This window comes from Paenibacillus periandrae, from assembly GCF_022458865.1.
GTDB classification, from domain to species: Bacteria; Bacillota; Bacilli; order Paenibacillales; family NBRC-103111; genus Paenibacillus_S; species Paenibacillus_S periandrae.
This window is the reverse complement of record NZ_JAJNMU010000021.1, coordinates 17,358-33,837: the sequence shown is the minus strand read 5'-3', so window position 1 is coordinate 33,837 and position 16,480 is coordinate 17,358. Positions and strand designations below refer to the sequence as shown.

Here is a 16,480-nt window from a genome sequence, read left to right as displayed (position 1 = left end):
ATGCTTAAATTTTGAAAATCGAGACGGAGGTATTCAACTCGTCCGCAAGCTGTGCAAGTGATTGGCACGTTGCCGCTGTTTCTTCAGAGGCTGCAGCCGATTCCTGGCTGGAGGCGGCTATGGACTCAACCGAATGCATAACTTCAGATGCCTGGGCCGCTTCTTCCTCGCAGGCCGCCGCGATCTCGTTCACTTTCTGTGAAGAATCGTTGACCATATGAATAATATTTTGGAAGGCTTCGCCGGTTTGAGACGATTGCGCTACGCTGTCCAGCACGGCATTCACACTTTGCTTCGTATTTGACTGCATCACTTTAATAATGGAGGATATTTCCTTAGTCGCTTCGCTGCTTCGTTCAGCTAGCTTACGGACCTCATCAGCTACAACGGCAAAACCTCTGCCTTGATCGCCAGCTCGTGCCGCTTCGATTGCTGCATTCAACGCCAACAAATTAGTTTGATCGGCAATATCATCAATTACTTCAATAATGTCGCCTATTTTCAAGGAGTCTTCTTCTAACCGTGTCATCGTCTGGTTCACGGCTTGCATTCCCACTATAGAAGCCTGTATCACTTTATCGCCTTCACTGGCGGTTTTGACCGTTATGTTGGATAGCTCTGCAGCTTGCTCTGCACTTTCGGCAACAGAGTTAATGGCTACACTCAATTCTTTGAACAGTTCTGTGATGGATTGCGCGGACTGCGCCTGACTGATGCTGCTGCCAGCAATTTCTTCTGTGCTCGCCGATATTTCCTCGGATGCGGCAGCGACACTTTGCGAGGATTGGATGATGCCACTAATCAGATTTTGCAGACTGTTGATCATTTGATTCATAGAAGCTGCCAATTGCCCGACTTCATCCTTCGTATGAATATCAGCCTTCTCCCGTAAATCGCCGTGTGCCACCTTGGTAACCAAACTTACGATCCGGTGCAGTGGACGAGCGATCGATTGTGCGATTGCGTAGCCCATTGCAATGCTAAGAATAAAGGCAATGACAACAATAATGATTGTCGTCGTACGTGCGGACGTATAGGCACCAGCTGATTCGACATTCTTGCCTTCGGCCAGCTTTACGTTGATGTCGATTAGCTTCGTTAAGCTTTCCCTAACCTTCGATCCGGCAGGAACCAGCTCGCTGTTAAGAAACTTGTTATATTCGTTCTTATCGTCTTTTTCGGCCAATTTCATTGCTGAAGCAAGAGTCTTGGTATATGCCGCAAAAACGGTGTCATAAGTTTTAAGCTGTTCCTTCTCCACAGGGGTAATGGTTGTACCTCGGTAGACGTCAATCTGGTCCTGCATTTCCTTCATGTAGCCTTCAATATCCGTCTGCAGTTTATTCCCTGTTGAAGTATCATTCAGAGCGATGTCACGCGTGGCTACACGCATATTTTGATAGCTATTAAGTCCCGCAGACAGTCTTTGAATCGATGTAAGATTGTTGTTATACATTTCACTAATATTGCCGTTCATCATGCTCAGATTAGATATAGCGTACAATCCTACAACCGCTACGATGACTGCTACAATACCAAATGCGGAAATTAATTTCACCGATGTTTTCAAATTCATAAACCATTTCATAGTCTCACCCTCTGTAAGTTAGATTGTTTTCCTGATGCTTGTTCCATTAGATTTGACTTCATCATCTATGTAAATGTCATCTCGAGATAAGAGGATTTTACAAAAAATTCCGCAAATATAATATGGTTCTTTGTACCTATATTCGACTTTTTTCTACATAGTTCTACATATTTATTTAAATTTTACGATGACTAATGGTCACTCACTATCTAATATTAATTTTGAAGGTTTTTATCACTTTTCGGTTATGTACTTAGGCAGCATATAGGACCATTGTCATCTTTACAGACATAGCAAAAAACGTGAGAATCATAAAAATCCTCACGCTAATATTCCGAACAATTATTCTATATCATCCAGCTCATCCAAATCGGTAACAGGAGCATGGCAGGCAAAATTTTCACAAATGTAGGCGGTTGCCCTACCGCCTAACACAACCTTATCCCTCAAGAGCGGAATTAGCTTCCTCGCTGCTTCCCCTTGCTCTGTACTTGGATGCAGCATATAGATCGCATGTGGCATAAATCTGCGCTGCAGCTTCTCCTTCATTGCCTGCAAATCCGGCTTATTCGGATCACCTGCTAGAACAATCTCCGAAGGCGCGCTATTGACATAATCCAACGCAATCAGGAACAAGGCATGACCAGATGGGTATTTCTGTACAGAGCCCGCGAACGCCTGGAGCTGCTCGTCCGTCTTTTGGGATAAACCCGCATCATACGTATATCTGGCCAGCTTGGCCATATTGAGTGCAGCAGCGGAATTACCCGATGGCATCGCGCCATCATAGATTTCCTTCGGACGTGTGAACAGCTGCTCACCATCATGGCCATAGAAGAATAATCCACCCTGCTCCTGGTCCCCAAACAACGTCAGCATGTCTGCATTCAGCTCCACGGCCAGCTGCAACAGCTCAATATCAAATGTCGCCTCATACAGCTCGATCAGCCCCCATACATAGAACGCATAATCGTCCACATACCCGAGGTAAGCGGCCTCTCCATCACGATAACGGGCAAGTATCCGCCCATCCTCACGGCGAAGCTCCCGAGCTATGAAATCCGAAGCACGACGCGCTGCCTCCGCATACTCCGGCTTGTTAAGCGCCTTGGCCGCTTTGGCCAGAGCCATGATCATCAGCCCATTCCAAGAGGTGAGTATCTTATCATCCTTATGAGGATGAATCCGCTTCTCCCGATGCTCGAACAGCTTGCGCCGCGAAGCTTCCAGTCTTGCTCTCAACTCGTTAAGCGGTATTCCTTGTAATCGGGCAGCATCCTCGATCGTCCATTCGATCAGGTTCGGAATGCTGTTTCCTTCAAAGTTCCCGCTGTCGGTGATATCATATACACTGCAATACAGCTCGCCCTCTTCTTCACCCAGCAGCTGAATGATTTCCGCGGGTTTCCATACATAGAACTTTCCTTCCTCACCCTCTGAATCCGCATCCTCGGCACAATAAAAGGCACCGTGTTCATCCGTCATATCCCGCAGCACATAAGCAATAATCTGCTCAGCTACCTCAGCATATTGCTGTTTACCGGTAAACTGATAGGCCTCGATGTAGGTCATCGTCAGTAGCGCATTATCATAAAGCATCTTCTCAAAATGTGGCACCAACCACCGTTCATCCGTTGAATACCGCGCAAAACCCCATCCGATATGATCGTACATCCCACCGCGATACATGCTATCCAGTGTCTTCTCCACCATCGTCAGTGCCTGCTCATTGCCAGTCCTCGTATAGTAGCGAAGCAAATAAGACAAGTTATGCGAGGTCGGAAACTTGGGCGCGTCTCCGAAGCCGCCATATTGCGGGTCAAACATATTGTCGTACATTTGAAAAGCCTGCTCCAACGATTCCTCCGAGATCTCCCCCTGCAGATTGGCTATAAGACGGCTCTGCGTCTCCGCAATGATCTGATCACCCATCTGCGATATTTGGGCGCTGTCTTCATCCCACTTGCCCGCAATCTGCGGCAGGATGTCCATCAAACCTTTACGGCCGTACTTGCGGCCTTTGGGGAAATACGTTCCCGCGAAGAAGGGCTTCTTTTCCGGCGTCATGATGATCGTCAGCGGCCATCCACCCTGCCCGGTTAGCGCCTGGCAGACCGACATGTACAGGTGATCGACATCCGGACGTTCCTCACGGTCTACTTTGATCGATATGTAATCTTTATTTAAGAGAGCTGCGACTTCCTCGTCTTCGAAGGATTCGTGATTCATGACGTGACACCAATGGCAGGTGGAGTAGCCAATAGATAGGAAGATGGGTTTATTTTCTCTTCTCGCTGATTCGAATGCTTCGTCACTCCACGGGAACCATTTCACGGGGTTGTAGGCGTGCTGGAGCAAATAGGGGGATTTTTCAGCGATTAATCTATTGGGTATGGGATTCGTTGTCATAGGGCATCACCTCCTTGGTTCTGGGATATTTTTGATGTTGATGGGGTTAGTTTAGCATAGAGTTGGTAAAAAGGAAAAATTCTTGCCGTGGTAGCTAAGAGTTTGAAAACTTCTTTGCTCTATTGAATGTAGTTTATAGGAATCAAGGCTTATCAACATCGGCACTACTTCACACCGAATCGTGATCATTATATAGCAGGGATTTTAGTCGAATGCAACCGTAAACGGTTTTGGAATGAATAATCAAGTACTGATTTTGAGATTGAGCCTAAAAAATAATATTATTTTAAATCTTATTGTTTATAGGCAGAAGAGCCTAAAAGTACAACAAATATAGCATTTGTAAGAATAAGCCCAGGCGGTAAAGAAATAAGTGTATTTGTGAACGTAGTTATTATCATACCTAATATTGCCAAATAAGAAAAATAACGCAACCGTATTTTCCAACGCGCACCTAGAGACCAAAGTATAATGAGCTTTATGAAAATCCAAACAAAACTAACACTAGAAATAATCAATACAAATACGGTTTTCGCCAAATTATCATCGTCGTTAAATAAACTGATCCATAATTTTTTTAATTTTTCAGCACCAATATCAAGAAAAATTTGCATATCTCTGAGCAAATAAGGCATGTAATAAAAGTATGTAATAAAAAGGAGCAAAGTTGTTGAAATTATTATAATTTTTGTTGTATTCCACTTTGGTCTAACATATTTAAGATAATAATATTTACTTAGTAACCAACATCGAATATCTATATCTAAATGTTGGCTAAATCTGAAATCGTCTGAAATCTTATTTATTCGTCCATTCGTATGTTTGCTTTTTTTAAGTACATTTACAATTCTTAAGCTTTTATTCCAATCAATTGCGAATTTGTCTGCCATAGACTCATCAAAAATCATTCTGAACATATTTGTTATCATATTTAAAAACAAAAGAAACATAGTTGAAAAATAGCTAAGAGTTTGTAGAAAATAATCAATTTGAAAATAACGATATAGAAGTTTTCGCTTCCTTTTCTCATGATATTTTCTCATTTTTAAATTCATTTCTTCAAGCATAGAAGCAAATTCGAAATTAATGAAATGAATTGTCCAATGCTTCACATGGAAAAGCTCGTGAAGCAATATGACATTGATATCCTGCGTTTCAAGTTGAAGAAGCCCTCTGCTTAAAGTAACACTCGCATAACTCTTATTACTTCTTGCTTTCCCATTAATGCCTTGAAAGTCATTTGTATAAAACCTAATATCCTGCTTAATATCAAGCTTTTGCACTAATTGCAATATCTCATCTTTAAGTGAAGGATACAATTCAAACAAAGGTACTTCATTATCCTCAGAAGCTAAAGGTTGATTCCATTTTCTCCTAAATTTACTTAAAAGTACGAGTGCTGTACCGAATGTTATCAGCCAATACCATAACTTATCTAGCTCTTTATTTTGCATCATTACTAAAATAAAGATTTTCGGAAATAAGCTTACAATCCAACAAATCCCCCAGAAATATATTAAAGAAATCAGAGAATAGATTTTACTCATTTTCTCTCCCTAACCACTCAAGAACTTCATATAAATTCACAAAACATTGCCGCTCTAAGTCGTACTTTAATAAGCCCACTCCATTAACGACACTCTCAGTGAATTCAGGATAATTCAACGTACATAATATCCCACTCACTTCACTGTAATCGTTATCTCTTTTTAGGTATTTTTTTAAGAAATAACATTGTTTTTTTAATTGACCAATTGATTTATAAAGTAAATCTTCTTTAATAGCTGGTTGAACTTCTAGAATAATTATCTTACTATCACTGATTAAAATAGCATCAAGTAGAAGTTCTTTTCGACTAGTTGTTGTCAGGATTTGATTGAATTTTATCTCATCAAATTTAATTACTTCCTTCTCAAGTTCCATTGCATGTAACATTTTATCTTCAATAGACATTATAAAATTCACTTGTTCTTCCAAAGGAGTTGCAGAAGGACTAAATTCACTATCCATAATTTGCTCCGGTATCAGAATACCGGCTTCTGCTGTAGATATTTGTTCAACTTCTTTCAAATTTTTATTAACTCGACCTCTATTAGTACCATCTGATAGAGTATAATTTTTGTGTCTGAATATAATCTCTAAAATTCGTTCCAAAAATTTTTGAACAGTAATTAAAGTTGAAGCAACGAGTGTTACAAGAACATAAATAGTCCAGTTATTTATAAAAAGTGCAAACCCAGATATCACTAATATCCCGAAAAATTTCATAGCCTTTGAATCAAAATTATTTCTTATGATACTGATTACTAAATATAAAACTGCGATAAAACAGACGCTACAAAGAAATAAAGCCGCAAGTAATTTATGAAATGAACCACTCTCTACGATATCCATTATTATACTCCTCTCATAAAACAAACAATTTGCGACCGATAAAATTTCTATTACAAGTGAACAAGAGTATCCCATAAAGAAAACAAACGATAAATGCCATTTTTACAAAATAGTAAGCGGTTCGATCTTCCTGTGTAACATGGAATGGAACGAATAGTTTAATGGAACGAATAGTTTTTCGTTTTGATCAATAAAATCAGAAGCTACTAAAAAGCTCCTATTAATACCTTCAAATAAATAATTACATTTTTTTATCCAAGTATTTGCATCATCCATTCTACTAAATATTTCAAATTGTTTTATCCCAATGGATTCACCTACAAATTTAAAAGCATCATTTAAATACAAAGGAAAGGAAAGGGTTCTATCGATTTTATACTTTTTCGTAGTAAAGATAAATTGATTTGGTCAATATTTAGTGATTTCAAGTATTCTTCTTTAGTAACATCATCTTCATCTATCATATCTACCTCGCCCACCTTTTCTCAGTTTTGTTTCGATTACATACAAATTAAGAAAGCTCATAATTTTATTAGTATGTTCTCATATTTCTACTTTAAATGAACAGGGTGAAAGTATTACGATATGAAACATCTCCTAAACAATATAACTTCATTTCTTAAATCGTCATCAGTTGCTTTTGTATGTACATCTGGGACCTGTAGGTATGTGTCAGTAAACGTTACCTCTACCCAATAGATAAGAAATGAGCTTATTTTCTCATCTCGCTGTATCAAATGCTTCTCACTCCACGGGAACCAATTCACGGAATCGTAGGTTGTTGAAGCAAATATGGCGATTTCCAGCGATAAAACCATTGGGTATAGGAATAGTTGTAATATATGCTTATTTATCCCTTTTTGTAACATTTCTCACAAAGCACGATAGAATAAATCTTCTAATCAATCACCTCACGTATTGCCTTGATCCAATCCATCTTCAACTCTTTAATAAACGCTTCCTGATAAACTTTGGCTCCAAATTGTACCATCTCTTTTTTCAAGCCACCTTCTGCTTCTTTAAGGAGTTTCAAATCCTGATCAGAAAATTTTTTGCTGTTTGGAGTAACATACTTATGGTATATAAAAGTATCCATCCGCCATGCATAAAATTGTGCTACAAACTGTTTCTTCATACCATGTAACATCTGTATTCCTGGAACATCAAGATCGCCAGAGTAGTAAATCACGCAATCCCGATTTGAAGCAAGGCATTTCTCTATAAAAACTCTCGAAGCAGTTCTGGATTGCCCAATGGTGCAAAGAAGGATTGGAAAATCTAACGGAAGCTGCTCTAAAGAAAGCCCATTTGTATTAAGAAAGTGAATGGTTTCATCTGCTAGTTGAGAAATAATAGCAGGATTCTCAATAATATATAATAATGAGTATTTTGGAAACTGTTCAATTTCCTCAATCTCCCGCAAATTTAACGTGCGAGGAGAATTACCCTTTATTAGATTGGGTACAAAAACATGAGAAATAGAACTAAGATCATCGTCCCAAACATCAAAGTTCCTATAAATTTGACGCTCAAATAAATAGTCTGGGATGACTGTTATATCGTTTTTCTCGTCTCCATTCATCTTTATCCTCTGGATATCTATGTCATAAAGAGCGTGCCACAATAATCTTCCTACTGACCTTTTTTTATCAAAGGCATGTGGGTCCTTCGTAACAGCGTCTGCAAAGATAGGCAATCTGATTTTTCCAGCAGAGATACCTCTATCTTCAAACATCTCCTCTTTTCTCATTAATAGTTGCCATAAGGCGCTTAAGCAAGTTAACAGATCCCAGTAAGCATTCGTACCCTTATCTTGATCAAAAACGTTTTTTAGCACCATATAACCCTTGGATTCTGCGTTCTTCAATCTTTGAAACCAGTTAAACGTCTTCAGAACAAATTCGTCAAAATCCGTTTTAGAAACATTGAATTTATTAATAAAGTCTTGCTCAACTTTAACAAAGAGTTTGGTCCAAGCTGATAATTTCAAGTCTTTTTCTTCACGTTTTGTGAGCAATTGCTTGCTATGCAAAAGTTCATAAAGTTCAGTAATTGTTAAGTTATATCCCTGCTTTAATTCTTCAGCAAAAATTGTCAAGTGCACTTCAATTTCTGCTCCTACAATAATGAATTGCTTTACACGTTCTCCAAAATAATCTTGTAATCTTTCGGCTTCTACCTGCGTTTGAACTATAAAACGAGCATTCCCTCTTACACCGTTCTGTCCCTTGTATTTTTTAAACACTGCATTCAACAAGTTTTCAAGTAAAGGATCTGAATAATAATGCTTGGCTGTTTTACGATTCAATAGTTCCATAGCTCACCTCTAATCGATTAATACTTTACTTTCTCCATCCCAACGATAGTGGAATAAGGTAACAAACTCTGTATCTTTAGGCCTATAGATCTCATAGATGGCCAGACTTGGCACGGTATCGTAACAGCCCCATAACACTTGTGATGTCATTATATAATCGAAGCCCATATCAGTCAGCAAATGAAACATGTCACGAATATTAGCATCGTCCACACCCGCAAATGCTTCATCTAACGAGATTATTTTGGGCGCATCCAAGTTAGCCTCACTATACCTAGAGTACACAGCTGCAAATAAAGGGATATACATCGCCATGGCCTTCTCACCACCACTTAAAACATTAAACTTCTGGTCCGTTAGTTCCGTATAATTAGTTCTGTCCCCTTTAATATGTTCCAATCTAAACTCGAACCAGGAACGATAATCCAACTGTGAGTATATATAGTTACGTAGCAATCCATCCTCTCTTTGGGAATCTTGCTTTGCTTGTAAGATCCTCGTCCGAAAATGATTTATGACCTGTTGTATCTGTTCATCATCCATACGATGTTGATCTAGCATCAATAGACTGACCAATTTTTCTGTATCCAGCTCATCTTCGTTATTGCGTTCTAAAGGAAGCCACTTTAATGAAAGCTTTAAACCACTCGATGTATTTCTCTGCTTCATTAATTCAGCCATTCTTTCAACCCAAGCCTTTGCACGGTGGATTCGTTTACGAATTGCTTTGCCTACACTTCCAATGATGATTTCCTCATAAAGTTCTCGGTCTTTAACTGTTAGCAGAATTTTTTGCTCTTCCATTTGTTGAGTTAATTCATTTAATAATATGGTTGGAGAAATCGGGTGGAGGCGATCCCTTTTTGAGAGAATAGTAATTCGGCTGGAGTCAGACTCTCCATAATCCAAGTCAATTGCATACTCCTGCAGATTTGCTTTTGATTTATGAAACTCTCTTGTCAAATCATTAACCATCCGCTCTTGAGTAACATTAGAGAACAAGTTGACATACTCTTTTACAACTTGTTCACAATAAATCACTATATCTTCTAAAGGAATTTCCTTTGTAATTGATTCAATAAATCTTCTCGAAATAGGCAGTAAGCCCAAACGTATTTCCTCTTTCCATTGTTCAAGCGTATTATTAAGCAGGTTTTGGCTTTCAATCAACTTTTCATGACAATTTTCGAGGTTTCCTTCTGCTTTACCAAGTTGAATATTTTGCTCTTCTTTAAGCTCACGCAATCGGGGAATTTCTTTGCCTAACAAATCTTTTTTCTGTTTACATTCTGTGATTCGTCTGTGAATGTCCTCAATTCCCATATCTTTAACGATTTCACTAAGCACCTTGACCTGAGCTGTCAGTCTCACTTGTTGAATAATCTTATCCTCTAATTCTGATTGATCATCTTCCACTGAGATGAGTAAGCTGATGTGCTGCTCTTCGTGGTTCACCTTGATCTGTAACGTACTTCGATACTGTCCCCACTGAGAGTACAAATCGGAGATACATCCTTGATAGAGGGAACAAAGTTCTATTGCTTGGTTAATCTGTGACTCGTTTTTTAATCGGGACCAATCCGCTGTTTGTTCCATTAATTTTACTTGCAAAGTCCTCCAGTCGAATACCTTTATCTTGTAGCGTTCCTCTACTTTTTGCTCATGTTCCATTAAATGTTCCATACGAATTGTCGTTTTTAATACCACTTCAAGCTGATTCTGCAGTTCAATATCCTGAGGGAAAGTATTTATTTCAATATCCATATTTTGTTGATTGATAGTTAACATATGAATTTGATGATCAACGTCCTCCAACTCTCTATTTAAATTGTGTATTTTTTCCTCCAGCTTGGTCATTTCCAATTGTTTTGTGCGTAAACGATTCGCCTCTCCGATAAATTCAGAACGTAGTTTGGAATTGTTCTTTCCGGATAACGGACCGATATTAAATCGTCCTGACTCTGTGATTAACGTTCCTGGTGCTTCACTATAGCTTCTAAATGGATCGTTTTGATCCTTCCAACCTATAGCATTTAACGCATAATTGATATCTTCTACTGATAAGCCGCTTTTTTCTGTAGGAGTGGCATGCAGAACCGTGCTCAGTGTTTTAGCCTTATCTAGATGCAAAGGTTGAATTTGAATCCAGACTTCTTCTTCATTGTTCTGCTGTTCGAATATACCTACCTGCCCCCCAGGCAGAATCCACGCATCCAACAGTCCTGCCTGATCTAATGTTTCTTCCAGTTGTGCTTGTTGACTTTCGGTCAAAGTTTCACTAAATTCACATACTTTATACAATGGTGCCCCTAGGCCAGGTCTTCTTTCTTTCCGAGCAAAGTTTCTACTTTCGGTTCTTCTAGGTTCAGGTTCCTTGGCGATCTTCCATTCATCCAGTTCCTGTTCCAATTTGAGTTGCTCATTTTGAATAGTAACTCTTTTTTGCTTCAAGTAGGCCTTTTGCTGCATATATGATTCTTTTTGCCGCTCATAGGCTTGGACAATTGGCCTCCGTACAGGTTCATACTGGCGATTATTAATATTTAGTAGAGTTAGAGCGCGCAAACTTTCTCTCAGTTGCTCTCCTTGCGCAGGCAAGTACTGCAGTCTCTGATACCAGGGAACTAACTCATCTCTCATATTTTCTTTAATTGTTTCCAGTTTATACTCTTGTATGTTCTGCTCTTCTTCAGTTTGATGCCGTTGTTGAAGGACTTCTCCAAGCTGTATTTCCATTTCTTTCGCCGCTCTTTCTGACTCCCCTTCTTCTCTTGCAGTCTGTTGAGTGGCGATTAGCTGCTTCTTATGAGTATCCAGATCTTGCATCCATTTTTTATACCATTGATTTTCTTCAGGAATACCACGACTCCAAATGCCATGATAAACATCATGCCCATTAAACTCGATCATACGCGCCATGTCTTCCAACTCGTCAATCGTTTCATTTTGTTCTTTTACAATTTGGCTTAACGATTCGGCTGATCTTGAAATCTCTTGCTTTAGTTGTTCCAATTTAGATTGACCGGAAGCAATTCTCTCTCTAAGAGTCTGAAGGTGCTTATGAATGTCCCGTAATTGTTCTTCCTTGAGTTCCAGTTCTCTTTGTTTTCCCATGGCCTCACCCTGGGTTAAAACTTCTAAGTCTACTTCCACAACTCCAAGACGTTGTTCACAATCAATTAATTTTTGAACAATTTTATTTTTCTTCTCTTCTATTTCTTTTAATTGCTTTTCCACTTGTTTTAATTGACTCAAGCTTTTTTTGTAGGCTTCACACTTTTGAACTGCATTATTGGATGCTTGTTTTAATAGAAACTGATTGTAGCTGTTATAACTTTGTTCAAGATTAGACAGTTCCCTTACATGTAATTGAAGTTCATCCAGCCGGTCGGTAATTTGATCCATATCTTCAAGAACATCCGATAAAGAGCTTAATTCTTCTTCCATAAGAGGGGGAAGTGATTTGTTCAGGATTTCATAGATCGACGAAGGCTTTAGATCTTTGGACAACTTGGGACTTCGCAACTCCAACAGCAGCTTTAATAAATCTTTATAGGACTCCGTTTCTCTAAATCCGAATAATGCCTTGTTCACCATTTCCCGATATGCACTTTGCTCCTGAACAACTTGCCCACCGGAATTTATTTTTTCTTCTAAAGCTTTACGATGGAGGGGAACCTTTCTACCTTCTTCCAGCCACTGATTTCGATCATACAAATAAAAGTCTTCGCCTATTCTTCGGTTATCTTCGAGCAGAAATCCCCAAAAACCAAGCTGTGGCACACCACGACGAGCCCTAATGCCAATACCAATCGTCTTAAACAACATCTTCACAGGATGATAAAACTCAAGCCAAAGATAGCCCGTTCTATCCGTATGGCCCTGATTAGTATCACCTAACAGATAATACTCCAGACGTCGGTCACGCGACCCAAATGGATCCAGACGTTCCGGTCTCTTATCCCCATCCAGCACAAGCGGAATAAAACTCTGCATGGTGACTGATTTGCCAGATCCATTGGTTCCACGTAAGATTAATCTGCCCTGTTCAAAAAGAAATTCTTCTTCATCGTAGTACCAAAAATTCAGAATTCCAGCCCTGTTCATTTGCCAACGCTCCACCTCAAGTCCTCCTAATCAGCCTGCTCTATTAATCCATATTGAACTTCCCATCTTCCTCCAGCGCCATTTAATACAAAAAACATATGATCTTCCCAGTGCCCGAATCCCCATTCACTCAAATGATTGCATATTTGTTCAGCCAATACCGCCGATTTCATCTTTTTGTGCTCGTTAGTCCAGAACTCTCCAAACTGTGCTTTTAAATGAATGAGTACACGTTCAATTTCATTTTTGGTTAAACGTAAGCATCCATTCAACTCAGCCTTCATACTTAGTTCAGAGTTTATCCCCATACTGCGAACTTCTCCGCATAAAAGCATTCCCAAGTCTGATAAAGCAAACTGTGTTGGAAATGTTTCTGATTCTGACGTAGTGTTGGTTTCAAACAAAAGAATTCCCTCTCTGTAGCGGCTCCCTTCCCAACCAAACATTGTTTTCAAATTATTAATCAAGAAATCAGCTTCATGTTGAAGGTATGACAAGTCTCCATGCCACTGATGATTAAGCAATATAGGTTCCAACAAAAAACGACGGTAAAGATCATGCCTCTTCTTCATTTCTATTTCCTCGGGATCCCTCCCATAATTCATTGTGTCTTTCAATTCATCCATATTTGTATAACTGGATAGCTCTGCCGGGAAACTTCTTAAGATGTAACGTGAATATAAAGTACATTCATACAACACATCATAATGTTCATAATTCAAAGCCCAGTTCGCTTCTTCTCCATCTACCGCTTGAACGATATTCAAACTTTTCAATTTTTTCAACGCTCTGGCCATGGACAAGCGGTGGTAATAATTTCCCCAGTCCACATCCATCCCTTGTTCGACCATGTATCGCCTGATCTCAATCACTAACTGGGTCAGCAAAAATTGTTCACCCTCGGTTTTGTTCTCCAAATACCACAGACTATAGGTGAATAAAGCGTAATCTAATGGTTCACGAAACTCCTGAAATCCCATCCAAGGGAACGCGATAGCCGGAACTTTATCCAGTTTAATAAAATTTCTGTTCATAATGATGGAATAGCCCCCATAATGCATGAACCAATCTTTTATTTCAAAATATTGATCTTTAATCCAGTAATAGATTTCAGCATTCTTCTTCTTATCAATCCATGGACGATTCAAGAGGGCATTCATACAGATTTGTTTTTTTTCCTCAATCTCATTACGATCTGAACGATACATTCGATATCTTCTGGCACTCAGCTTACCGACTTTTATCTTCACCATGCGCATATCCTCCACCTCTTTTTAAAGCTCATAAAACCAAGCAACCTGCTGACTCCAAGCTTTATGATTAATGACCATAAATTTGCAACGGTAATTCAAAAGTTCTAGTTTGCCATCTTCACAAAGCAATAGAGCACGTTCCTTGTTAGGAGGATGCACCAATTCGATTTTAATACCTTCTGAGGTTTGAAAAGAATAGTTAGCAGAAGCGTTACAACGACTAATCCAACCTAACAATTGCAGCCTGGTTATTTCCTTTATAGGTTCCAATTCCGAGATGCAAATTTCTCCAACATCAACCATTTGAATCAAAAATTTTAATTCTTGCTTTTGTTTAATCAAAAATGCTTTCCTGAATTGTTCTTTTAATGCGCTATTGTTAATGGCTGCCACCGTATCCTGCCGTTCATTTCTTTTTCTGCTTCGTGAACGTATTGTTCGTGGAATTGCGGATTCTTGCCACATTGACATTTCTTTACTATCTGACCCCCGCGAATCTTCACCTTGCAGGTGACGGGCATGAAATAGGCCAAATACAAATGCCGACAATTTATGAGATGTATCAATATCTGGAGTTTCATAAAACCATTTTCCTAAATAATCAAGATCATTCTTCCTGCTGATACTGGAACGTTTCTTGTCCTGAATGCGTACCGCACTCCGTACTACCTTCACGATGGCTTCTTTAGTTGCTCGCTCCAGTAAAACAGAATCACTAATGGAATTTTGATCACCGAGAAACCATCTGCTTAGACTACTCCATTTATCCTGAAGTTCATCTAAGTATTGCTCTTTTGGCAATAGTTGCTCCAGTTTAGGAATCCGCCATTCATCATCTGCTACTGCATTTAAAAACAATTCTCGAACTCCTGCTGTTATCTGATTTAAATTACCTTCAATTTTATAAGACCGTCTTTGTAGTGCCTGTATGAAATCTTGTAAATAGTGAGTGATAGAGTCCTTATATAATAAAAAGGCATCTGTGACCATCAAATTCTCAGCCATGCCCGTTTGAAGACTTGCAATATAATCTACAGATGCTTCATGTAATGTTTGAAACGAGTTAAATAATTTCTTCCAATATTCCAAAGCTTTACCAAGCTCATAAATACCTGCATTCTCTCTGATTTTAAATAAGGTATCTGCAATTGTATCAAAAAGAGTCGGTTCCAACGAACCCCCATATCCACGAATGGATTCTAGACTCTCTAGCATTCGTTCGATCTCAATGGAATAAGGAGTGAGAAGGTAACGATACTTTTTACGAAGATATTCTTCAACGGTTACCGCACGTTCCCCATCATGCTGTGGAGTCAGATTCCCCCAATCCGCCAATTGCGCAAGATCAATTTGACATTGCTCCAATGTATAATTTTTTTGTACGTTCCATTCCATCAGCCCTTCATAAATCTGTTCTGGCTTAAGCCAATAGTTCAATTTTTGATACTGCTGATAAACATAGCGCATGATTGCCCGATAGCGTGTAACGTTATCTGCGTTTACATACTTTAATTCCGAGATGCCGCGCAACGTTTGCAAGTTAGGGATTTTACTCACAATAGCCTCCTGATTCTTTGTAAAAATTCAACCTGTTCTTCTCTCTTTACTTTTTAGGACTCAGTTGCCTTAACCACGCAAGCAGTTCTCTTTCTGCCCTGTATTCTTTGTCCAAATTACAGTAGATTATTCCGCTTAGATCCGACGGGATTGATAATGAGCCCCTTCTGCAAATGATCGTTCGATCAGCACCCAAATGACCTTTAAATAGACCATATTCATAAAGGACATTAGGTTTAGGATGCGAACTGAACTCATTGCCAAACAAAACGTAGTTATCTTCACTGAATATAAGAATTGCGGCATCTACTTGTTTGCAGATGTTGTCCAAGCTCTCACTCATATGGTTTCCAAGAGGAAATACCCTTGGGGAATTTCATGGAATTACACCGAATTCTACTTCTTCAATAAGCATTGCTATCTTTCTTAAATCGTCAAGTGCGCTTGGTGTATTCGCACTTCCAAGAAATATCTTAACCATCTCAATAGGGCTCCCTCCAAAAGTACTAATGTTACTTTATTTTACAAGAAACTACATTATTTTTCCATCCTCTACTTGTTCTTCTAATTTAACACAAGTATAATATGGTTATTATAATATTGAAGTAAAGACATTATTTCCATATCAATAATCGAGGTGAAAGTGATGGATTTTCATGAGGATGCAAATAAATATTTAAAAATCTGTGACTCTGAACGAAGTTTAAGGGAACTCCGGAAACGTGCATGGCAGTTTCTTGATCAAGTGGACCAGCGCTTAAGTTCACAGTATCCTAACTCAGGTAAACGCAGCCTTTGCCCTCGATGCCGCAGTAGTAATACGAAAAGGAATGGAAAGAAACAAAAACGAGACTG

The 16,480-nt window shown here is 39.0% G+C and carries 8 protein-coding genes and 1 pseudogene; all 9 read right to left on the bottom strand.

Features of this window, described 5'->3' with window-relative positions; all coding sequences use genetic code 11:
* Positions 1–4 precede the first annotated feature (4 nt).
* Complete coding sequence (locus LRL21_RS30775; RefSeq protein WP_240419603.1) at positions 5–1,588, bottom strand: methyl-accepting chemotaxis protein; 1,584 nt, start codon at positions 1,586–1,588, stop codon at positions 5–7.
* Positions 1,589–1,930: 342 nt separating this feature from the next.
* Positions 1,931–3,997 (bottom strand): thioredoxin domain-containing protein, encoded by a 2,067-nt coding sequence (locus tag LRL21_RS30770; protein WP_240419602.1) that lies wholly within the window; start codon positions 3,995–3,997, stop codon positions 1,931–1,933.
* Positions 3,998–4,290: 293 nt separating this feature from the next.
* The gene (locus LRL21_RS30765) at positions 4,291–5,544 is read right to left on the bottom strand and encodes a hypothetical protein (protein WP_240419601.1); all 1,254 of its coding nucleotides are present in this window, start codon (positions 5,542–5,544) and stop codon (positions 4,291–4,293) included.
* Positions 5,537–6,391, bottom strand: coding sequence for a hypothetical protein (locus LRL21_RS30760; RefSeq protein WP_240419600.1), 855 nt, complete (start codon positions 6,389–6,391; stop codon positions 5,537–5,539). Before LRL21_RS30760 ends, LRL21_RS30765 begins: the two co-directional genes overlap by 8 nt.
* Positions 6,392–7,289: 898 nt before the next feature.
* On the bottom strand, positions 7,290–8,708 hold the full coding sequence (locus tag LRL21_RS30755; protein ID WP_240419599.1) for a DUF2399 domain-containing protein: 1,419 nt from the start codon (positions 8,706–8,708) through the stop codon (positions 7,290–7,292).
* Positions 8,709–8,717: 9 nt separating this feature from the next.
* A complete protein-coding gene (locus tag LRL21_RS30750) occupies positions 8,718–12,830 on the bottom strand; it encodes a TIGR02680 family protein (RefSeq protein WP_240419598.1) in 4,113 nt (1,370 codons plus the stop codon).
* Positions 12,831–12,841: 11 nt separating this feature from the next.
* Positions 12,842–14,068 (bottom strand): TIGR02678 family protein, encoded by a 1,227-nt coding sequence (locus LRL21_RS30745; protein WP_240419597.1) that lies wholly within the window; start codon positions 14,066–14,068, stop codon positions 12,842–12,844.
* Between the two features lie 21 nt (positions 14,069–14,089).
* Positions 14,090–15,625, bottom strand: coding sequence for a TIGR02677 family protein (locus tag LRL21_RS30740; protein WP_240419596.1), 1,536 nt, complete (start codon positions 15,623–15,625; stop codon positions 14,090–14,092).
* A gap of 46 nt (positions 15,626–15,671) precedes the next feature.
* Positions 15,672–15,977, bottom strand: a pseudogene (locus LRL21_RS46945) (TIR domain-containing protein); the annotation flags it as partial.
* Positions 15,978–16,480 lie beyond the last annotated feature (503 nt).

Coding starts and splice junctions, on each gene's coding strand:
- LRL21_RS30775 (WP_240419603.1), bottom strand. CDS start 1,588: ATGAAATGGTTTATGAATTTGAAAACATCGGTGAAATTAATTTCCGCA.
- LRL21_RS30770 (WP_240419602.1), bottom strand. CDS start 3,997: ATGACAACGAATCCCATACCCAATAGATTAATCGCTGAAAAATCCCCC.
- LRL21_RS30765 (WP_240419601.1), bottom strand. CDS start 5,544: ATGAGTAAAATCTATTCTCTGATTTCTTTAATATATTTCTGGGGGATT.
- LRL21_RS30760 (WP_240419600.1), bottom strand. CDS start 6,391: ATGGATATCGTAGAGAGTGGTTCATTTCATAAATTACTTGCGGCTTTA.
- LRL21_RS30755 (WP_240419599.1), bottom strand. CDS start 8,708: ATGGAACTATTGAATCGTAAAACAGCCAAGCATTATTATTCAGATCCT.
- LRL21_RS30745 (WP_240419597.1), bottom strand. CDS start 14,068: ATGGTGAAGATAAAAGTCGGTAAGCTGAGTGCCAGAAGATATCGAATG.